The sequence below is a fragment of the Ruegeria discodermiae genome (assembly GCF_030758345.1).
GTDB lineage: Bacteria > Pseudomonadota > Alphaproteobacteria > Rhodobacterales > Rhodobacteraceae > Ruegeria_C.
In genome coordinates, this window is record NZ_JAVAMO010000005.1 from 185,507 (window position 1) to 202,593 (window position 17,087).

The 17,087-nt window shown below is 61.1% G+C and carries 24 protein-coding genes; 15 read left to right on the forward strand and 9 right to left on the reverse strand.

All coding sequences use genetic code 11. The annotated features are described in order from the left end of the window. Positions 1 to 20: 20 nt before the first annotated feature. The 3 genes from Q5Y75_RS13950 to Q5Y75_RS13960 form a co-directional block, all read right to left on the reverse strand. Positions 21 to 371, reverse strand: a complete 351-nt coding sequence (locus Q5Y75_RS13950) for an EF-hand domain-containing protein (protein ID WP_306198366.1) — start codon at positions 369 to 371, stop codon at positions 21 to 23. A gap of 13 nt (positions 372 to 384) precedes the next feature. Then, positions 385 to 633 carry a YMGG-like glycine zipper-containing protein gene (locus tag Q5Y75_RS13955; protein WP_306198368.1) on the reverse strand — a complete coding sequence of 83 codons (249 nt, stop codon included), beginning with the start codon at positions 631 to 633 and terminating at the stop codon, positions 385 to 387. 115 nt (positions 634 to 748) lie between these two features. Continuing rightward, positions 749 to 1,234, reverse strand: a complete 486-nt coding sequence (locus Q5Y75_RS13960; protein ID WP_306198370.1) for a peroxiredoxin — start codon at positions 1,232 to 1,234, stop codon at positions 749 to 751. Positions 1,235 to 1,331: 97 nt separating this feature from the next. Between Q5Y75_RS13960 and Q5Y75_RS13965 the strand changes: the two genes are divergently transcribed. Genes Q5Y75_RS13965 through Q5Y75_RS13980 form a run of 4 tightly spaced genes read left to right on the forward strand, consistent with a single transcriptional unit; the run spans position 1,332 to position 3,956 of the window. After that, the gene (locus tag Q5Y75_RS13965) at positions 1,332 to 2,543 is read left to right on the forward strand and encodes an NAD(P)/FAD-dependent oxidoreductase (protein ID WP_306198372.1); all 1,212 of its coding nucleotides are present in this window, start codon (positions 1,332 to 1,334) and stop codon (positions 2,541 to 2,543) included. After that, complete coding sequence (gene rsmD, locus Q5Y75_RS13970) at positions 2,540 to 3,121, forward strand: 16S rRNA (guanine(966)-N(2))-methyltransferase RsmD (protein ID WP_306198375.1); 582 nt, start codon at positions 2,540 to 2,542, stop codon at positions 3,119 to 3,121. The genes Q5Y75_RS13965 and rsmD overlap by 4 nt, the downstream gene beginning before the upstream one ends. Continuing rightward, positions 3,114 to 3,749: an HAD family hydrolase gene (locus Q5Y75_RS13975; RefSeq protein WP_306198377.1), complete on the forward strand. Its 636-nt coding sequence runs from the start codon at positions 3,114 to 3,116 to the stop codon at positions 3,747 to 3,749. The genes rsmD and Q5Y75_RS13975 overlap by 8 nt, the downstream gene beginning before the upstream one ends. Positions 3,750 to 3,773: 24 nt before the next feature. Then, positions 3,774 to 3,956, forward strand: a complete 183-nt coding sequence (locus Q5Y75_RS13980) for a hypothetical protein (RefSeq protein ID WP_306198380.1) — start codon at positions 3,774 to 3,776, stop codon at positions 3,954 to 3,956. On the opposite strand, the gene map is transcribed toward Q5Y75_RS13980, so the two are convergent. Together map and sfsA are read right to left on the reverse strand one after the other, a co-directional pair. Further along, positions 3,944 to 4,759 carry a type I methionyl aminopeptidase gene (gene map, locus Q5Y75_RS13985; protein WP_371933263.1) on the reverse strand — a complete coding sequence of 272 codons (816 nt, stop codon included), beginning with the start codon at positions 4,757 to 4,759 and terminating at the stop codon, positions 3,944 to 3,946. The genes Q5Y75_RS13980 and map overlap by 13 nt on opposite strands. A gap of 79 nt (positions 4,760 to 4,838) precedes the next feature. Further along, the gene (gene sfsA / locus Q5Y75_RS13990; protein WP_306198386.1) at positions 4,839 to 5,531 is read right to left on the reverse strand and encodes a DNA/RNA nuclease SfsA; all 693 of its coding nucleotides are present in this window, start codon (positions 5,529 to 5,531) and stop codon (positions 4,839 to 4,841) included. Between the two features lie 48 nt (positions 5,532 to 5,579). Between sfsA and Q5Y75_RS13995 the strand changes: the two genes are divergently transcribed. From Q5Y75_RS13995 to Q5Y75_RS14010, 4 genes are read left to right on the forward strand one after another with little or no spacing between them, the layout of a single operon-like run. After that, positions 5,580 to 6,302, forward strand: coding sequence for a competence/damage-inducible protein A (locus tag Q5Y75_RS13995; RefSeq protein WP_306198389.1), 723 nt, complete (start codon positions 5,580 to 5,582; stop codon positions 6,300 to 6,302). Continuing rightward, a complete protein-coding gene (locus tag Q5Y75_RS14000; RefSeq protein WP_306198391.1) occupies positions 6,299 to 7,027 on the forward strand; it encodes a GNAT family N-acetyltransferase in 729 nt (242 codons plus the stop codon). The genes Q5Y75_RS13995 and Q5Y75_RS14000 overlap by 4 nt, the downstream gene beginning before the upstream one ends. Further along, positions 7,024 to 7,596: a peroxidase-related enzyme gene (locus tag Q5Y75_RS14005; protein ID WP_306198394.1), complete on the forward strand. Its 573-nt coding sequence runs from the start codon at positions 7,024 to 7,026 to the stop codon at positions 7,594 to 7,596. The genes Q5Y75_RS14000 and Q5Y75_RS14005 overlap by 4 nt, the downstream gene beginning before the upstream one ends. Further along, complete coding sequence (locus Q5Y75_RS14010) at positions 7,593 to 8,507, forward strand: OmpA family protein (protein WP_306198396.1); 915 nt, start codon at positions 7,593 to 7,595, stop codon at positions 8,505 to 8,507. Before Q5Y75_RS14005 ends, Q5Y75_RS14010 begins: the two co-directional genes overlap by 4 nt. 81 nt (positions 8,508 to 8,588) lie before the next feature. On the opposite strand, the gene Q5Y75_RS14015 is transcribed toward Q5Y75_RS14010, so the two are convergent. Continuing rightward, positions 8,589 to 9,494: a LysR family transcriptional regulator gene (locus Q5Y75_RS14015; RefSeq protein ID WP_306198398.1), complete on the reverse strand. Its 906-nt coding sequence runs from the start codon at positions 9,492 to 9,494 to the stop codon at positions 8,589 to 8,591. Positions 9,495 to 9,733: 239 nt separating this feature from the next. Between Q5Y75_RS14015 and Q5Y75_RS14020 the strand changes: the two genes are divergently transcribed. Then, a complete protein-coding gene (locus Q5Y75_RS14020) occupies positions 9,734 to 10,174 on the forward strand; it encodes a DUF4399 domain-containing protein (RefSeq protein ID WP_306198400.1) in 441 nt (146 codons plus the stop codon). A gap of 6 nt (positions 10,175 to 10,180) precedes the next feature. Here the strand turns inward: Q5Y75_RS14020 and Q5Y75_RS14025 are convergent, their stop codons facing one another. Then, the gene (locus Q5Y75_RS14025; protein ID WP_306198403.1) at positions 10,181 to 10,861 is read right to left on the reverse strand and encodes an ArsR/SmtB family transcription factor; all 681 of its coding nucleotides are present in this window, start codon (positions 10,859 to 10,861) and stop codon (positions 10,181 to 10,183) included. 74 nt (positions 10,862 to 10,935) lie between these two features. Between Q5Y75_RS14025 and Q5Y75_RS14030 the strand changes: the two genes are divergently transcribed. From Q5Y75_RS14030 to Q5Y75_RS14050, 5 genes are all read left to right on the forward strand, one after another. After that, the gene (locus Q5Y75_RS14030) at positions 10,936 to 11,259 is read left to right on the forward strand and encodes an NIPSNAP family protein (protein ID WP_306198405.1); all 324 of its coding nucleotides are present in this window, start codon (positions 10,936 to 10,938) and stop codon (positions 11,257 to 11,259) included. After that, complete coding sequence (locus tag Q5Y75_RS14035; protein WP_306198408.1) at positions 11,256 to 11,612, forward strand: antibiotic biosynthesis monooxygenase family protein; 357 nt, start codon at positions 11,256 to 11,258, stop codon at positions 11,610 to 11,612. The genes Q5Y75_RS14030 and Q5Y75_RS14035 overlap by 4 nt, the downstream gene beginning before the upstream one ends. Before the next feature lie 119 nt (positions 11,613 to 11,731). After that, positions 11,732 to 12,229: an RNA pyrophosphohydrolase gene (locus Q5Y75_RS14040; RefSeq protein WP_306198410.1), complete on the forward strand. Its 498-nt coding sequence runs from the start codon at positions 11,732 to 11,734 to the stop codon at positions 12,227 to 12,229. Between the two features lie 63 nt (positions 12,230 to 12,292). After that, complete coding sequence (locus Q5Y75_RS14045; protein ID WP_306198412.1) at positions 12,293 to 13,687, forward strand: radical SAM protein; 1,395 nt, start codon at positions 12,293 to 12,295, stop codon at positions 13,685 to 13,687. Beyond that, a complete protein-coding gene (locus tag Q5Y75_RS14050; protein ID WP_306198414.1) occupies positions 13,684 to 14,529 on the forward strand; it encodes a DUF547 domain-containing protein in 846 nt (281 codons plus the stop codon). The genes Q5Y75_RS14045 and Q5Y75_RS14050 overlap by 4 nt, the downstream gene beginning before the upstream one ends. On the opposite strand, the gene Q5Y75_RS14055 is transcribed toward Q5Y75_RS14050, so the two are convergent. Together Q5Y75_RS14055 and nth are read right to left on the reverse strand one after the other, a co-directional pair. Beyond that, on the reverse strand, positions 14,526 to 15,515 hold the full coding sequence (locus tag Q5Y75_RS14055; RefSeq protein WP_306198416.1) for an adenosine kinase: 990 nt from the start codon (positions 15,513 to 15,515) through the stop codon (positions 14,526 to 14,528). The two genes, Q5Y75_RS14050 and Q5Y75_RS14055, sit on opposite strands and share 4 nt — an antisense overlap. Beyond that, entirely contained in the window at positions 15,512 to 16,156 is a 645-nt protein-coding gene (nth, locus tag Q5Y75_RS14060) for an endonuclease III (RefSeq protein WP_306198419.1), read from the reverse strand. Before nth ends, Q5Y75_RS14055 begins: the two co-directional genes overlap by 4 nt. A 106-nt stretch (positions 16,157 to 16,262) precedes the next feature. Between nth and Q5Y75_RS14065 the strand changes: the two genes are divergently transcribed. Further along, entirely contained in the window at positions 16,263 to 17,009 is a 747-nt protein-coding gene (locus Q5Y75_RS14065; RefSeq protein WP_306198422.1) for a DUF4336 domain-containing protein, read from the forward strand. Positions 17,010 to 17,087: the final 78 nt, after the last annotated feature.

Here is a 17,087-nt window from a genome sequence, read left to right on the forward strand (position 1 = left end):
ATTCACACCAGACCTCAAATTCAGTTCAACCGCCCGTCACCGTCCTTGTCGGCGGCGTTGAAATCCTCGGCCATCTGTTCTGACAACTCGGTTTTCGAGACTTTGCCGTCGCCATTGGCATCGGTGCTGGACATGTGATCGCCCGCTCCGGCCGCATCCATTTCCGCCGCGCTCAGGCTCCCGTTCTTGTTGGTGTCCATCTGATCAAACGCGAAGTTGGAGAAATCCTGATACTCGGGTCCGGACACGACCCCGTCGCTGTTCTTGTCGAGGGCCGCGAGATTGGCCTCGCCGATCTCATCGGCTTGGGCCGATACGGCCAAGGCCAGGCCCAGCAGAGTACCGGTCAGAAAGACTTTGCTCATTGTCATTGTCTTGCCCTCCTTATCCGCAAGCATAGCGGTTGCCCGCCACAGCGCCGGTTCCGGCGCCCGCTGCGGTCAGGATGGTTCGACCCGTCCCACCGCCGAATTGGCTGCCAATGGCCCCGCCGATCAGCGCGCCGCCAAGCGAGCCGCTGAGGCAGGCAATTTCGTGTTCCCGTTGGCGCTGCTGCTCTGGTGTGGCTGCAGGTCCGCACGCCTGCAATACGCCCATAGCGAGCATTGAGATTATAGCCAGCGTTCGATTCATGTCATGTGACCTCCCGTGCTGATGCCCAGAGAACAGCGCTTTTGACCGGCAGGCAAGCCAATAGAACGGGAACAGGAGGTTTTTCGCCCCTGTTCCCAAAAATTTAATCTAACGCTTACATTTCATCCAGAAGCGACTCACCTGCGGAGGTTTCGCAGACGCCCGGATTGTCCTCGACATGCAGCGCCACAACCTTGCCGTCATCGACCAGCATCGCATAGCGCTTGGAACGTGCGATCAGCCCGGCGGGTGGCGCATCGAAACGCATACCGATTGCATCGGTGAAGCTGCTTTCGGCATCCGCCAGCATGGTCAGCCCGGCCTCGGTCGCGCCGGTGGCCTCACCCCAGGCATGCATCACGAAGGGATCGTTCACCGACACACAGATGATCTCGTCGACGCCCTTGTCATCAAAGGCAGCCTTGGTGCGGATGAAGCTGGGTACATGGGCTGAGCTGCAGGTCGGCGTATAGGCGCCGGGCACCGCAAAAACCACCACCTTGCGCCCGTTGATCTTGTCGGAAAGTGTCACCGGTTCTGGCCCCTCGGCCCCTATCCGGGTCATCGTCGCATCGGGCAGAGTGTCACCAACTGAAATCATCGTCTTTTTCCTTTTGGTTGGATTTGCGGAACGTCGCTTGCTTGCATATAGCTGGGCGCAGACGTGATACCATCTTTATCGGATCGGGCGAGGGAAAATGAGCCATATTGTCGTGATCGGCGCGGGACAGGCAGGATCGTCCCTGGTCGCCAAGCTGCGCAAGGACGGATTCGACGGCGAGATAACGCTGATCGGGGCCGAGCCCATCCTGCCTTATCAGCGCCCGCCGCTGTCCAAGGCCTACCTGCTGGGCGAGATGGAAAAGGAGCGCCTGTTTCTGCGCCCCGAGAGCTTTTATGCCGAGAACAACATCACCCTCAAACTGGGCCAGCAGGTCAACGCGATCGATCCGGTCGCAAAAACCGTGACGCTGGAGGGCGAAACGCTCAGCTATGACCAGCTTGCCCTGACCACCGGCTCACATCCGCGCCGCCTGCCCGCCGCCATCGGTGGCGATCTGGAGGGCGTCCATGTGGTGCGCGATCATGCCGGGATCGACACCATGGCCCCGGCGCTGCGCGAACACGCGCAAGTGCTGATCGTGGGCGGCGGATATATCGGACTTGAGGCTGCGGCGGTCTGCGCCAAGAAGGGTGTGAAAGTCACATTGGTCGAGATGGCCGACCGCATCCTGCAACGGGTCGCCGCGCCTGAGACCAGCGATTATTTCCGCGCACTGCATGAGGGTCACGGCGTCGATATCCGCGAGGGCGTCGGGCTGGATCGTCTGATTGGCGAGGCGGGCAAGGTGACCGGCGCTATGCTGACGGATGGATCGCAGATCGCGGTTGATTTCGTGGTCGTTGGCGTTGGGATCGTCCCGGCGACGGAACTTGCGGAGGCGGCGGGTTTGACGCTCGATAACGGGATTCACACCGATGATTTTGGCCGCACCTCGGACCCGCAGATCTGGGCAGCAGGGGATTGCGCCTCGTTCCCACATCAAGGCGCTCGGATTCGGCTGGAAAGCGTCCCCAACGCCATCGACCAGGCCGAGATCGTCGCCGCCAATATGCTGGGTGCCGAGAAACCTTACGTGGCGCAGCCCTGGTTCTGGTCCGATCAGTATGACGTGAAGCTGCAGATCGCGGGCCTGAACAGCGGATATGACAGGGTGATCACCCGTGGCGGCAGCGGGCAGAGCAAGTCGTTCTGGTATTATCGCGGCGATCAGCTTGTGGCGGTGGACGCGATGAATGATCCGCGCGCCTATATGGTCGGCAAGCGGTTGATCGACATGGGCAAGACCGCTGATCCGGCCATCGTCGCTGACCCCGATGCCGATCTGAAACCGCTGTTGAAGGCGTGAGAATTGTCGCCGGACAGTTCCGGGGACGGGCGCTGGCCTCGGTCGGCAAGGGCGATGCCGGCGCGCATCTGCGCCCGACCACTGACCGGGTCCGCGAGAGCTTGTTCAACGTGTTGACCCATACCGGCGTCCTGCCCGAGGCGCGGGTGCTGGACCTGTTCGCGGGCACCGGCGCACTGGGGCTTGAGGCCCTGTCGCGCGGTGGCGCACATGTCACCTTTGTCGATGACGGGCGCGCGGCGCAGGGCCTGATCCGCAAGAATATCGAGCTCACCCGCAGCGCAGCCCAGACCAGCCTTTTGCGCCGGGATGCGACGCGCATGCCGCAAAATCCCGATGCCGCCTATACCCTGATCTTTCTCGACCCGCCTTATGGCAAGAACCTTGGGCAAAAGGCGCTGAAAGCAGCGCTTGAGGGTGGCTGGCTGGCGGATGACGCGCTGATTGTCTGGGAAGAAAACCAGCCGATGGCCGCCCCGGACGGGTTTTCGCTGCACGATCAGCGCAAATACGGCGACACCCATATCTCGCTGATTTGGCGGGATCACATCTCGAAAGCAGGCGCTCAACATGCATGATCTGGTGATTTTCGACTGCGATGGCGTGCTCGTGGACAGTGAAACCATGTCCAACCAATGCATAATCGATAATCTGGCGCGCTACGGGCTGGAACTGGGTCTGGAGGATGCAATCGGCTTTTTCGTGGGCGGCACAATGACCGGCGTGATGCAAAAAGCGCGCGAGCTGGGCGCGGGCCTGTCCGATGATTGGATCGATGAGATTTATGGCGAAATCTACGCGCGCCTGCGGGCGGGTTGTCCTGTCATCGAAGGCGTTCCCGGCCTTCTGGACAAGTTGGATGCACATGGGACGCCGTTCTGCGTTGCCTCCAATGGTCACGAAGCGAAGATGGAAATCACCCTGGGCCAGAACGGCCTTTGGCCCCGGTTCAACGACCGAATGTTCTCTGCCCATGTGCACGGCATCGCAAAGCCCGATCCCGGACTGTTCCAACTGGCTGCGCGGCATTTTGGGGCCGAGACCCCGGTTGTGATCGAAGACAGCCCCAGCGGCGTCACCGCCGCAATCCGCGCCGGGATGCGCTGCCTCGCCTATGCCGCTCATAGCGACGGTACAGAACTGCGGGATCTGGGTGCCGAAGTGTTCCACCACATGAACGACGTGCCAGAGCTTTTGGCGCTCTGACATCTCTGTGCTACTGTGCTGCCCATGGATACCGTCTGGACCGGGCGCATCGCGCCGATAGCATCAAAAGCGAAAGACGCGGCTGGCAAAAAACCTGAACCGCGCCACGGGTCGATCTTCATACATGACGCGGTCACCCCATGGGGCGGGGAAACCATGCTGCTGAGCCTTCTGCGCGCACAAGCAGAGAAGGATCAGGACGAATAAGTCGGGTGAAACCTGTCACCGGGCGATAGGGTAAAGATATCGACCCCATCCGCCGTCACGCCCACCGAGTGCTCAAACTGCGCCGACAGGGATTTGTCGCGAGTCACCGCCGTCCAGTCATCAGAAAGCGTCTTGGTCTCGGGCCGCCCCAGATTGACCATCGGCTCGATGGTAAAGAACATGCCCTCTTCCAGAACCGCGCCGGTGCCCGGACGCCCGTAATGCAGAACATTGGGCGGCGCATGAAACACCCGGCCCAGCCCATGCCCGCAGAAATCGCGCACAACGCTCATCCGGTGGGATTCGACATAGGCCTGAATGGCATGGCCGATATCACCGAAGGTGTTGCCGGGCTTCACCATCTCGATGCCTTTGAACAGCGCGTCATGGGTCACCTGGATCAGCCGCTCGGCCTTGCGGGGTAGCTTGCCCGCCACATACATGCGCGAAGTATCCCCGTACCAGCCATCGACGATGACGGTCACGTCAACATTCAGGATGTCGCCATCCTTGAGCTTCTTGTCTCCGGGAATGCCATGGCAGACCACATGGTTGACGCTAATACAGCTGGCATGCTGATAGCCCTTATAGCCGATCGTGGCCGAGGTTGCGCCAGCCTCGTCTACCATGGCGGTGATCAGGCGGTCGATCTCGCCAGTGGTCTGGCCAGGAAAGACATGGGCAGCAACATCGTCAAGGATACGCGCGGCCAATGCGCCCGCGGCGTGCATTCCGGCGAAATCGCCCTGTTCGTATATGCGTATGCCATCCTTGGTCAGGCGGCCGCGAAGGTCCTTTTTCAAAAGACCACTCCTAAGTTCCATCTTTGGCCCCTATTTAATCGTCTTGCGCAGAAAGAACCAGAGGGCGCGCGTTTTGAGCTCAGAGCGCGCGCCCAACGGTGATTTCCGCAGGCGTTATACGGGTTTTACGTATCAGAATCTCGACACCCGCTTTTTGCGCCTGCTCAAACGCCGCCGCATAGGCCGGATCGATATCCGCCGCGAGTGCAAATCGCTCGCAATCGGTGCGCTGAACCAGATAGAGCATGATCGCGCGATGCCCGATCTTGGCCATGGCGGCCAGTTCCTGCAGGTGCTTGGTGCCCCGCGCCGTTACGCTATCGGGAAACTCGGCGAGACCGGGTTGGCGCGAGAGCGTGACACTTTTGACCTCGACATACGCATCGGACAGGCCGGGCTGGGTCAGCAGAAAGTCGATGCGGCTGTTTTGCCCGTATTTGACCTCGGGGCGGACGGTTTTGTAAGCGGCCAATTCCGCAATCTCTCCGGCTTGCAAAGCAGCCCTCAGCGCCTTGTTGGGAACGGAGGTATCGACACCGGTGAAATGTCCGCCCCCATGATCGACCAGCCGCCAGCCATATTTGAGCTTTTTCTTCGGATCGTCGTTCGGTTCCAACCAGATCTTTGTGCCTGGATCGGCCAGCCCCATCATCGAACCGGGATTGGCACAATGGGCTGTCACCTCCTGCCCGTCCTGCAATTGGCAGTCGGCAAGAAACCGTTTGTAGCGTCTGATCAGGGTTGCGGGCACAAGAGGGGTTTGAAAGCGCATGATTGCAGGCCTATAGATGCGGTGGGCGCCATTCAAGTGAGGGATGCCATGACCAATCCTACCGCCGCCATGCTCGTGATAGGAGACGAGATCCTGTCAGGTCGCACGCGCGACGCCAACATGCACCATCTGGCCGGTGAACTGACCAAGCACGGTATCGATCTGAAAGAGGTGCGGGTTGTCAGCGACGAGGCTGACGCCATCGAATCCGCGGCCAGGACCCTGTCCGAGACTCATGATCATGTCTTCACCAGCGGCGGCATCGGGCCAACCCATGACGATATCACCGCCGAATGCATCGCCCGCGCCTTTGGTGCCCAAATCGATATCCGCGACGACGCCCGCGCCCTGCTTGAGGCGCATTACGAGCGAACCGGGCTGGAGTTGAATGCCGCCCGCTTGCGGATGGCGCGCATTCCCGACGGGGCAAGCCTGATCGAAAACCCGGTCTCGACCGCGCCGGGCTTCACCTTGGGCAATGTTCATGTGATGGCGGGCATTCCGACCATCTTTCAGGCCATGGTCGCCTCGGTGCTGCCCACCCTGACCGGTGGTGAACCGCTCTTGTCGCAAAGCCTGCGGGTGAACCGGGGCGAAGGTGAGATCGCCGATACCCTGTCGCAACTGGCCTCGGATTTCGACGATCTAACGGTCGGCTGTTATCCGTTCCAGCTGAATGGCGTGTTCGGCGCAAACGTCGTGGTGCGCGGCACCAACGGCGTGCGCATCGACGCCGCCGTCACCCGCCTTGCCGAAGAGCTTGCCCTGTGAGCACGGACTGGCCCGCGATCGTTGACGGCACCTGGCCTGCGGCCCGCTACATCCAGGATGGCGCGTTTCTGCTGCGCGAGGGACAGGGCGGTGGCAGCCGGGTCTCGGCGACCACGGCGCAAGCTGAGGCCACCACCGGAGAGATCGCCTCGGCTGAGGAGCGCATGCGCAGGATGGGGCAGAAATGCCTCTTCATGATCCGGTCGGGTGACACAGCGCTCGACGCCCAGTTGGACGCGCGCGGCTATCGCATCCTTGATCCGGTCAACATCTACATCTGCCCCGTAGCCATGCTAACTGACACGCCGGTGCCTCGGGTCACCGTCTTTGCCGTGTGGGAACCGCTGGCGGTAATGAACGAAATCTGGGCCCGCGCCGGGATCGGCCCAGCACGCTGGGCGGTCATGCAGCGCGCATCCGGCCCCAAGACCGGGCTTCTGATCCGCCGCAATGACAAGCCTGCCGGTACCGGATTCGCCGCAATTCATGACAAAACAGCGATGGTACATGCGTTGGAAATCCTGCCCGAACATCAGCGCAACGGGCTGGGCAAATGGGCCATGCGCGCGGCAGCATTCTGGGCGTTGGACAATGGTGCCGAAACCCTTAGCGTGATCTGCACCAAGGCAAATACCGGGGCCAATGCGCTCTACCACGCGCTTGGGATGCAGATCGCAGGCAGCTATCACTACCGCGTTCTGGACCAAACAGGAGAGTCCGCTTGACCGATGCCAGATCCCCCACCGCGCTGAACCTGCCCATGATGGACCCGCTGCCCGAAGAGACGCAGAAATACTTCGACATCTGTCAGGAAAAACTGGGGATGGTCCCGAATGTCCTGAAGGCGCACGCCTTTGATATCGACAAGCTCAACGCCTTTACCGCGCTGTATAACGATTTGATGCTGGCAGAAAGCGGGCTCAGCAAGCTGGAGCGCGAGATGATCGCGGTGGTCGTGTCCTCGATCAATAAGTGCTTCTATTGCCTTGTGGCCCATGGCGCAGCGGTGCGGCAAATGTCGGGCGACCCGCAATTGGGTGAAATGCTGGTGATGAACCACCGCGTGGCCCCGTTGGAGCCGCGCCAGCGCGCGATGCTGGATTTTGCCGAAAAGGTCACCAAGTCCAGCTCCGAGACCCGCGAGGCCGACCGGCAGGCGCTGCGCGACGTTGGCTTTTCCGACCGCGATATCTGGGACATCATCAATGTGACCGGTTTCTTCAACATGTCGAACCGGGTGGCCAGCGCCACCGGCATGCGCCCGAACGAAGACTATCACGCGCAGCACAGATGATCGTTCGCACGACCCTAATTGCCCTGTTCGCCGCAAGCGCTGCGCAGGCACTGGAGCCGGTTCTGCCGGATCAGGCCCGCCAGGTGACCGAACGCATCGATCTGCTGGACAGCTACGACCTTCCGGTGGGCGTTGTCTCGGATGGAGTGCTGCCGGTCAAGGCGTTCGAGGGTCGGGTCGACCGGCGCGCCTGGCGGCTGAACGGTTATACCGGCTCTACGCTGCAAGTGCTGGACCCGATCCGCGCGCAATTGACCGAGGCGGGCTATGAGATCGCGCTCGACTGCGTAGCCCGGGCCTGTGGCGGGTTCGACTTCCGCTTCGCGACCGAGGTGATTCCTGCGCCCGACATGTATGTGACGCTGGACGATTTCAGATTTCTGTCCGCCATGCGCGAGGGCGACGCGATCAGCGTTCTGGTCAGCCGCACCCAATCCGACGCCTTTGTGCAGGTCATTGAGGTGACGCCTGCCGGGACACCCGACATTGCGCCCGATACCAAACCAGCCACCCCGGAAACGGAAGCACCCCCGCCCGTCGATCTGCTATCCGAACTCGACCAGACCGGTCATGCGGTTTTGCCGGATCTGGAATTTGCCACCGGGGCCAACAGTCTGAGCGATGGCACTTATGCCTCACTGGAGGCATTGGCCGGTGCGATGGAGCGTGCGCCGAGCATGCGGGTCGCCATTGTGGGACATACCGATACGGTTGGCCAGCTAGATACCAATATTTCCCTCAGCAAACGTCGGGCCGAGGCGGTGCGCGACCGGTTGCTGACCCGCTACGGGATCGCGTCGGACCGTATTGATGCCGAGGGAATGGGCTATCTTTCGCCCCGGACTACGAACCTTACACCAGAAGGGCGTGAGGCCAATCGACGGGTGGAAGTGATCCTGCTACAGCCCTGATCCGTGCGTCTGAGGTGATCGCGCGAAAAAGGCCCGCGCCGGGGCGCGGGCAGGAAAAGTCACCGAGGGAGGCGGTGAAACTCACCAGTCCATGGGGCCTTTATCGGCAAAGGCATGGACCAGAAAATCAATGAAAGCACGCACTTTGGGCTGGGTGAACCGGCCCGGCGGATAGACCGCATAGATGCCTTGCACCTCGTCCGGCAGCGATGGCATCGCATCCTCGACAAGGCCCTGTTTCATGGCATCGGCATAAAGATAGCTAGGCAGATGCGCGATCCCCAGACCGGTGATCGCCGCGTTCAGCAGGGACTGGCCGTCATTGACACTCAACCAGCCGCTTGTGCGCACCTGGCGTTTTTCGCCGGACGGCGCGGTCAGACGCCAGACATTGCCGCTGGACTGGCTGGAATAATGCAACAGCTTGTGCTCGTTCAGATCGTCGATCTTTTGCGGGCGGCCATATTCCTGGAAATAGGAGGGCGAGGCGACCATGCGTTTGGTGGTTTCGGTCAACTTGCGGGCGCGCAGCGTGCTGTCATCCAGCTCGCCAATGCGCAGCGCCATGTCGAACCCTTCCGAGATCAGCTCCACATAGCGATTGTTGAGCACCATGTTGACCGAGATATCGGGGAAATCTGACAGGAATTCGGACAGGACCGGCGACAGGTGATTGACCCCGAAATCGGTTGCCACACTGACCCGCAGCAGCCCCGAGGGCGCCGATTGCATCGAGGTCACCAACGCATCCGCTTCACCCGCATCGTTCAGAACCCGGCGCGCGCGGTCATAATAGGCCAGCCCGATCTCGGTCGGAGACACCCGGCGCGTGGTGCGGTTCAGCAGCCTTGCGCCAAGACGAGCCTCAAGGCTTGAGACGTGCTTGGACACGGCCGATTTCGAGATGCCCATCTTTTTGGCCGCATCCGTGAACCCGCCTTGATCCACGACGTTGGCAAAGGCCTCCATTTCGGTCAGTCGATCCATTCCCGTTCCCTCGGCTTATTCCTTCTCTCGATCAGCAATGACGCTGAATCTGGGCGAGATCGGGGCACGGATGGGATAATATCGCGGTTTTGTCAGGGATCGTTTGCGACAAGGAAACAGGGAAACAGTGGTTTCCGGCCTCCAGAATTGCCTCGCAGAGCGAAAGAAACCTGTTCCGCTCGACCCTGTGCTGCCATGATCTAACTATCCGAATTAAGACTGAAACACGGGAGGATAACATGAGAGTAACCGCGATCGCGCTGGCCGCCAGCCTCTTCGCCCTGCCTGCACTGGCGGGTGGTGAGACACCTGCACCTGCGGATGCCAAGGTCTATTTCGTCAATATTGCCGATGGTGACACCGTCAGTTCGCCGGTCACCGTGGTCTTTGGCCTCAGCGGCATGGGCGTGGCGCCGGCAGGAACCGAAGCCGAGAATACCGGCCATCACCACCTGCTGATTGACCGCCCGCCACTGGGTGAAGGCGAGGATGGCGCTGACGAGCTGGCCTATGGGTTGCCAGCAGATGACAACCACATGCATTTCGGCAGCGGACAGACCGAGGTGACGCTGGATCTCGCGCCGGGAGCGCATACGCTGCAATTGGTGATGGGCGATCACGGGCATGTTCCACACGCAACGCCGGTCATGTCCGAGGTGATTACCATCACCGTGGAATAAAGCGGCTCAGGTTGGAAACCGGGCCCCAAACGCCGCTTCGCCCTGCTCGGTGAAGCGGATGACCCGGCTGTCGGGTTGGCGGGTGAGCCAGCCCAACGCCTCCATCCGGGTCAGCATCGCGCGACCGAAAGACCCGGCAAGGTGATGCTCGCGCGCGCTCCAATCCAGGCAAGGACGGCAAAGCGGCGCGCGTTTTGAGCGCAGCGCCGTCAGATCGATGCCGAACTCCGCGGCGAACCGCTCGCCCTTTGGCGTGAGGCTCACATCCTCATCCGTTTCAACCAGCAGCTTTCCCCCAATCATCGACCGGTAGAGGGCAACCCCGCGTTCTCCGGCCAGATGGTTGTAGCAGACCCGCGCCTTGCGCAGCGCCGCATCGCGCGGTCCGGTTCGAGTGCGCAGGTGCCCCCGTCCCGCGGCCAGCCCCATCAGGCTTTCCAGCGTCTCGGCCACATCATGACCCGACAGTGCATAATAGCGATGCCGTCCCTGCCCTCGCAGGCGCACCAGCCCGCCCTCCAGCAGTTTTCGCAAGTGGCTGCTGGCGGTTTGCGGGGTGATCCCGGCCTCATGCGCCAGTTCGGTTGCGGTCAGCGCCTTGCCGGACATCAGCGCACCCAGCATGTTGGCGCGCGCCGGATCTCCGATCAGCGCAGCAATGCGGGCGATATCAGGTCCGTCTTTCATATTTCGATGATAACCGAAGCATGGATGAAAAGAAAGCTGCTAAACCAGGCCCATCGCAATCCACGGAGGCCGCCATGCTGACCTGCATCATCCGCTACAGAATAGACCCCACCAAGAAAGCACAATTCGAAGAATACGCCCGCAACTGGGGTCAGGCCATTCCGCGCTGCGGGGCCGACCTGATCGGCTATTTCGCCCCGCATGAGGGATCAACCTCGCTGGCCTATGGCATCTACAACATCCCCAGCCTTGCCGCCTATGAAGACTATCGCGAACGGCTGGCAGCGGACCCGCTGGGGCAGGAAAACTATGCCTTCGCACAGCGCGAAAACTTCCTGTTGCGAGAGGACCGCACCTGGCTGAAACTGGCCTCGACCCCGCATGGAGCCAGCAGATGATCGCCGTCATTTTCGAAGTGGAACCCGCCGAGGGGCAATTCGACACTTATATGGATGTGGCCACCGACCTGCGCCCGTTGCTGGATCAGGTACCGGGCTTCATCTCGGTCGAACGGTTTCGCAGTCTGACCAGCCCCGACAAGCTGCTGTCGCTGTCGTTCTGGGAAGACGAGGAGGCGGTGGCGAACTGGCGCGCCTTGACGCAGCATCGCGCGGCACAGAGCAAGGGGCGCGCCGGGATATTTGCAGGCTACCGGCTGCGCGTGGCGCATGTGATGCGCGATTATGGCATGGAAGACAGGGATCAGGCCCCGACAGACAGTCGGGACCTGCATGATGGTGACCGGGGTTAGGCGCAACCAAAGCGCGCTTTGCATCCGGTTCTGCCGCCACCCTTGCAAACCGGGCGTAAGTTGCTTTCCGATCCCGCCCCACATTGCTAAAGACCCTGCAAGATCACCCAGAGGTCCCCATGACACCAGACGAGATTGGAAAGCTGCCCTATCGCCCCTGCGTCGGGCTGATGCTGATCAATGGCGAGGGCAAAGTCTTTGTCGGTCAGCGCAACGACCGTTACACCGAGGCCTGGCAGATGCCACAGGGTGGCGTGGACAAGGGCGAGGATCCGCGTGATGCGGCCCTGCGCGAGCTCTGGGAAGAAACCGGCGTGACTGCCGATCTGGTCGAGATCATCGCCGAGAGCGAGGGCTGGCTGCCTTATGATTTGCCCCATGACATCGTCCCCAAGATCTGGAAAGGGCGCTATCGCGGGCAGGAACAGAAATGGTTCCTGATCCGGTTTCAGGGGCGCGACGAACAGATCAACATCCAGACCGAGCACCCCGAATTCAACCACTGGAAATGGCAGGACCCATCGCGATTGATCGAAGAAATCGTGCCTTTCAAACGGGACGTCTATGAGCGTGTGCTTGCCGCCTTTGCCGATCACCTGAACCTCACCAGAAACTGAGCATTCGACAACTTGCCGTGAGTCCCGTAGCGGTCGTGCATCCATCCGCCTAGCTCTGGCGGAATGAAAGATGTTGTCGCACCCGAGATTGTCGATTGGACCCGGATTACTCCTGCCGGGCGCAGGTTTGCAGGCCAGGATCGCCGTGCGCCCCTGCGAGAAGGGTTGCAGAATTGCGGCGAATACGGCGCATCGCAGACGGCCGGGCGTTTCTATCCGATTGCCTGCGTCGCGCTTGAGGTCACGCAGCGCTGCAATCTGGATTGCACGCTCTGCTACCTCTCGGACCGGGCCGAGATGACCTATGATCCACCGCTCTCGGTCCTGTTCGCGCGCCTCGCCACGATCCACAGCCATTATGGCCCCGGCGTGTCGGTGCAGCTCTCCGGCGGCGACCCGACTCTTCGCAAACTCGAGGATCTTGAGGCACTCTGCCGCGAGGTCCGGCGACTGGGCATGCGGTCCTGCCTGATGACCAACGGCATCCGGGCGCGGCGGGGTTTTCTGGCGCGGCTGGCGGCAGCAGGGCTAGATGACGTGGCCTTTCATGTCGATATGACGCAAGAGAGGGCGGGTTATGCGGATGAGGTCGCACTGAACGTCGTGCGGCTAAGCTATATCGAGGCCGCGCGCGGGCTGGGGCTGCGTATCCTGTTCAACACCACCGTGTTCGGCGATAACATCGCGCAGATCCCTGACCTCGCCCGATTTCTGCGCGACCAGCCCGAGGTGGCGTTTGTTTCGTTTCAGTTGCAGGCGGAAACGGGACGCGGCGTGCTGCGGTCCCGCCCCAACGCCATCACCCAAGAAAGCGTCATGCGCGCCGTCGAAGAGGGCTATGAAACTGAGCTGCACTTTGATGCAGCGGCGGTCGGTCACTCCAAGTGCAATCGCTATGCCAGTGTTCTGCGTGCAGGGGGGCGAGCCATCTCGCTGCTGTCCAATGACGACCTTGTGCGAGACGTGATCGCGCAGCTGGAGCGGGCGGATCGCTCGGATGACGGGCATTTGGATACGCGTGTCAGCATATTCCGCACGATCCGAACCAAGCCGATGCTGGCGCTGCGGGCCGCGATCTATCTGGCCGGTCGGCTCGCGCGGCTGGGAGCCGGGCTATGGCGCGCCCGTGGTCGGGTAAGGCGGCAGGCCGTCTTTGTTCACAACTTCATGGGTGCAGATGCACTGGAGCAGGACCGCTGCGCCTCGTGCGTTTTTATGGTGGCGACGGCAAACGGCCCGCTGTCGATGTGTGTCCACAATGCCCAGCGCGACATGCATCTGGCCACACCTGATCAGATCGACACCCCAAAAGGCACAAGATGGTGGAACTCCGCCGTGCGCGATCTGTCTGGTGCGGCCGACCTGCCAAAGCTGCAAGACCCCGCCAGTGCCCCGATGAAACGGCTCAAAGGTCAACTCCGGGCCAGACGCAAGAGAGACGAGGCCAAGCCGAGATGAGAAAACTGCTGATCCTGTTGCTGCTGCCGCTGCTGGCGGCGTGTGCAAGTATCGAACGGGTGGCGCTGCCCGCGCCCGAACCTCTGGCGGCTCAGACTTGGACCCCTGCTGCGGCGCCACCGGGTCAGCGTGTCAATCACGGCGCTTGGAACAGCTTCCTGCAAACCTATGTCGCCGCAGATGAGCGCGGTGTGAACCGGGTGGCCTATGCGCAGGTGACGGATCGCGACCGCGCCCGTCTTGATGGCTATATCGCCCAATTGCAGGGCGTCGAGCCCTCCCGCCTGACCCGCGATCAGCAATTGGCCTACTGGATCAACCTCTATAACGCGCTGACGGTCGATGTGATTCTGGAAAACTACCCGGTCGACTCGATCCGCGATATCACCGATGGTGCCCTGTCTTTCGGGCCGTGGGACCGGCCGCTGGTTGTTGTCTCTGGTCGAACCCTGACCCTGAACGATATCGAGCATCGCATCATCCGGCCCACCTATAAGGAACCGCGCATCCACCACGCCTTGAACTGCGCGGCGGTTGGCTGTCCGAATCTGATGGACCGCGCTTGGCAGGCCGACACGCTGGAGCGTGATCTGGCCGCTGCCGAACGGGCCTATGTGAACGATCCGCGCGGCGTGCGGTTCGACGACAACGGGCGCCTTATCCTGTCCAAGATTTATATCTGGTTCCGCGAGGATTTCGGCCCCAATGAACGCGCGGTAATCGCCCAGATATCACAAGCCGCTGCGCCGGAGTTGCAGGCCCGACTGCGCGAAAACCCCCGTGTTCGAGCCTACAAATACGATTGGGCGCTGAATGAACGCCGGAACGTGCCGGACTCCTAGACCAGCCCTTCGGCGCGCAGCAAGTCGAGAACGCTGACCTCGGGGCGCGGGCCGATATGGCTGATGACTTCGCGGGCGCAAACATTGCCCATTCTGGCGCAGGTCTCAAGATCGCGCGACGTGGCCAGACCGTAAAGGAAGCCAGCGGCAAACTGGTCACCGGCCCCGGTGGCATCCACCGGCACGATTTTCTCGACCGGAACATCGACCCGCTCTGACCCGTTTACCACTGTCACGCCGTCGCCGGAGCGGGTGCAGACCACAAGCGGGCAGATCGCGGCGGTGCGTTTCAGCGCCTCTTCGGTATCGTCGGTTTCAAAGAGCGAACAGATCTCGGCCTCGTTACCAATCACGAAGTCCAGTTCGTTCTCAATCAGCGACAGGAAATCGGCGCGGTGGCGTTCAACACAGAACGGGTCTGAAATTGCGATACCGGTCTTGCCGCCGCCCTCGTGGCAGTCCCGCGCGGCCTCAAGAAACGCGGTTTTGCCCTTGTCCTTGTCGAAAAGATACCCTTCGAGGAACATGATACTGGCTTTGCCCGCGATATCCTTGGACACATCCTGCGAACTCAGTTCCGAGGAAATCCCCAGATAGGTGTTCATCGACCGTTCACCATCGGGTGAGACAAAGATCATCGAGCGGGAGGTGGGCAGCTCGCCCCCCGGCACTGGCGGGTTCACGAAGTCGACGCCATCATTCTGCATCGCCTCGGCATAAAACCGGCCCAACGCATCATCGTGCACGCGCCCTATGAACGCCGCTTCAAGTCCCAGCGCGCCAGCACCTGCAATCGTATTGGCAACCGAGCCACCCGGCGTTTGCACCCGGCTCTCCATCCCGGCATAGAGCACCTCGCCGCGCTCGCGCTCGACCAATTGCATGATGCCCTTTTCGATCCCCATCAGGTCGAGAAAGCTGTCGTCGGATTGGCTGATCACGTCCACCACGGCATTGCCGATCCCGACGATCTGATAGGTTTTCATAGGTTTTTGTCCTCGAATTCACACAGGTCACGAATGATACAGGTCCCGCAAAGCGGCTTGCGCGCCTTGCAGTGATAGCGGCCATGCAGGATCAGCCAGTGATGGGCATGAAGCTGGAAATCGGCCGGAATATTGTCTTCGATGGCGCGTTCGACCGCGTCCACATCCTTGCCGGGGCAGATGCCGGTGCGGTTGCCGACGCGAAAGATATGGGTGTCGACCGCTTGCGCGGGCTGGCGCCACCACATGTTCAGCACCACATTGGCGGTCTTGCGCCCTACGCCCGGCAGGGATTGCAGCGCCGCGCGCGAATTCGGGACCTCTCCGCCATACTCTTCGACAAGTATCCGGCTCATCTTGATGACGTTCTTGGCTTTGTTGCGATAGAGCCCGATGGTCTTGATATGTTCAATCAGCCCCTCTTCGCCCAGATCCAGCATCTTCTGCGGGGTATCGGCGATCTGAAACAAAGCGCGCGTGGCTTTGTTCACCCCGGCATCGGTCGCCTGCGCCGACAGCGCCACGGCGACAACCAGCGTATAGACATTCACATGCTCAAGCTCACCCTTGGGTTCCGGGTCCGCGTCCTGAAACCGGGTGAAAATCTCACGGATCGTATGATAATCGAGTTGGCGCGTCATAGGGGTGCATATGCCCGTTGTCCCCGGGTCGGGCAAGCCGGACTTGCGATTTGGCGTAAAGCCGCGACCATGGGAGTGGCAATTTCGCGATAGGGAGGGCGCGCGCATGCTGGTGTCGATGGGGGATGGCCTGCATTATGGCGAGGCGGATGTGACATTTTATGGCTGCGGTATCCAGACACGGATGAGCGTGGTGGAACTGCCCAATGGCGGGTTGCTGGTGATCTCTCCGCTGATCCTGACGGACGATTTGCGCCACGAGCTTGATGCGCTGGGGCCCGTTCGCCATGTCGCCGCACCCAACAAGATCCACAATCAGGGTCTGGCAAGCTTTGCCGAAGCCTATCCCGAGTCGCAGATCTGGGCTGCGCCCGGTCTGCCCGAACGCTGCCCGGAACTCACCTTTGCCGGTGTATTGGATGATGATCCGCACCCCGATTGGGCGCCGGTGCTGAAACAGGCTCTGACGCGGGGCAATATCTTCTTTTCAGAGGCGGTGTTCCTGCACATCGCAAGCCGCACCCTTATCGTCGCCGATCTTGTCGAAAACCTTGCCGACGAAACGGTAAAATCAGGTGCCGCGCGGCAGTTGGCCAAGACGTTTCATATCTTTGGCCACCCCCTGCCCTCGCCCGAGTTTCGGATGTATACGACAGATGCCGAGGCCGCAAAACGCAGCCTTGACCACATCAATACCTGGGAGTTTGACAGGATTTTGATGGCCCATGGCGATATCATCACCGAAAACGTCCATTCCGTTCTGTCCGAGGTCCGCGATTTCCTGGTGTCCGAGGTCACGACCCGCTCGGCGCATCGTGCGGCGCTCTACCGGTTCTTTGCCACGCGACAATAGATCGAAAAGCGCAAGTTCCGGGTCGCGTAACGCACCGGCTAGCGGGTAGTCTGGGACCAGCAAGACGTGAGGTGTGTC

Bases quoted from the DNA above. Each gene is read 5' to 3' on its own strand.
- Q5Y75_RS13950 (WP_306198366.1), bottom strand. From the start codon at position 371: ATGACAATGAGCAAAGTCTTTCTGACCGGTACTCTGCTGGGCCTGGCC.
- Q5Y75_RS13955 (WP_306198368.1), bottom strand. From the start codon at position 633: ATGAATCGAACGCTGGCTATAATCTCAATGCTCGCTATGGGCGTATTG.
- Q5Y75_RS13960 (WP_306198370.1), bottom strand. From the start codon at position 1,234: ATGATTTCAGTTGGTGACACTCTGCCCGATGCGACGATGACCCGGATA.
- Q5Y75_RS13965 (WP_306198372.1), top strand. From the start codon at position 1,332: ATGAGCCATATTGTCGTGATCGGCGCGGGACAGGCAGGATCGTCCCTG.
- Q5Y75_RS13975 (WP_306198377.1), top strand. From the start codon at position 3,114: ATGCATGATCTGGTGATTTTCGACTGCGATGGCGTGCTCGTGGACAGT.
- Q5Y75_RS13980 (WP_306198380.1), top strand. From the start codon at position 3,774: ATGGATACCGTCTGGACCGGGCGCATCGCGCCGATAGCATCAAAAGCG.
- sfsA (WP_306198386.1), bottom strand. From the start codon at position 5,531: ATGCGCTTTCAAACCCCTCTTGTGCCCGCAACCCTGATCAGACGCTAC.
- Q5Y75_RS13995 (WP_306198389.1), top strand. From the start codon at position 5,580: ATGACCAATCCTACCGCCGCCATGCTCGTGATAGGAGACGAGATCCTG.
- Q5Y75_RS14010 (WP_306198396.1), top strand. From the start codon at position 7,593: ATGATCGTTCGCACGACCCTAATTGCCCTGTTCGCCGCAAGCGCTGCG.
- Q5Y75_RS14015 (WP_306198398.1), bottom strand. From the start codon at position 9,494: ATGGATCGACTGACCGAAATGGAGGCCTTTGCCAACGTCGTGGATCAA.
- Q5Y75_RS14020 (WP_306198400.1), top strand. From the start codon at position 9,734: ATGAGAGTAACCGCGATCGCGCTGGCCGCCAGCCTCTTCGCCCTGCCT.
- Q5Y75_RS14025 (WP_306198403.1), bottom strand. From the start codon at position 10,861: ATGAAAGACGGACCTGATATCGCCCGCATTGCTGCGCTGATCGGAGAT.
- Q5Y75_RS14030 (WP_306198405.1), top strand. From the start codon at position 10,936: ATGCTGACCTGCATCATCCGCTACAGAATAGACCCCACCAAGAAAGCA.
- Q5Y75_RS14035 (WP_306198408.1), top strand. From the start codon at position 11,256: ATGATCGCCGTCATTTTCGAAGTGGAACCCGCCGAGGGGCAATTCGAC.
- Q5Y75_RS14040 (WP_306198410.1), top strand. From the start codon at position 11,732: ATGACACCAGACGAGATTGGAAAGCTGCCCTATCGCCCCTGCGTCGGG.
- Q5Y75_RS14045 (WP_306198412.1), top strand. From the start codon at position 12,293: ATGAAAGATGTTGTCGCACCCGAGATTGTCGATTGGACCCGGATTACT.
- Q5Y75_RS14050 (WP_306198414.1), top strand. From the start codon at position 13,684: ATGAGAAAACTGCTGATCCTGTTGCTGCTGCCGCTGCTGGCGGCGTGT.
- Q5Y75_RS14055 (WP_306198416.1), bottom strand. From the start codon at position 15,515: ATGAAAACCTATCAGATCGTCGGGATCGGCAATGCCGTGGTGGACGTG.
- nth (WP_306198419.1), bottom strand. From the start codon at position 16,156: ATGACGCGCCAACTCGATTATCATACGATCCGTGAGATTTTCACCCGG.
- Q5Y75_RS14065 (WP_306198422.1), top strand. From the start codon at position 16,263: ATGCTGGTGTCGATGGGGGATGGCCTGCATTATGGCGAGGCGGATGTG.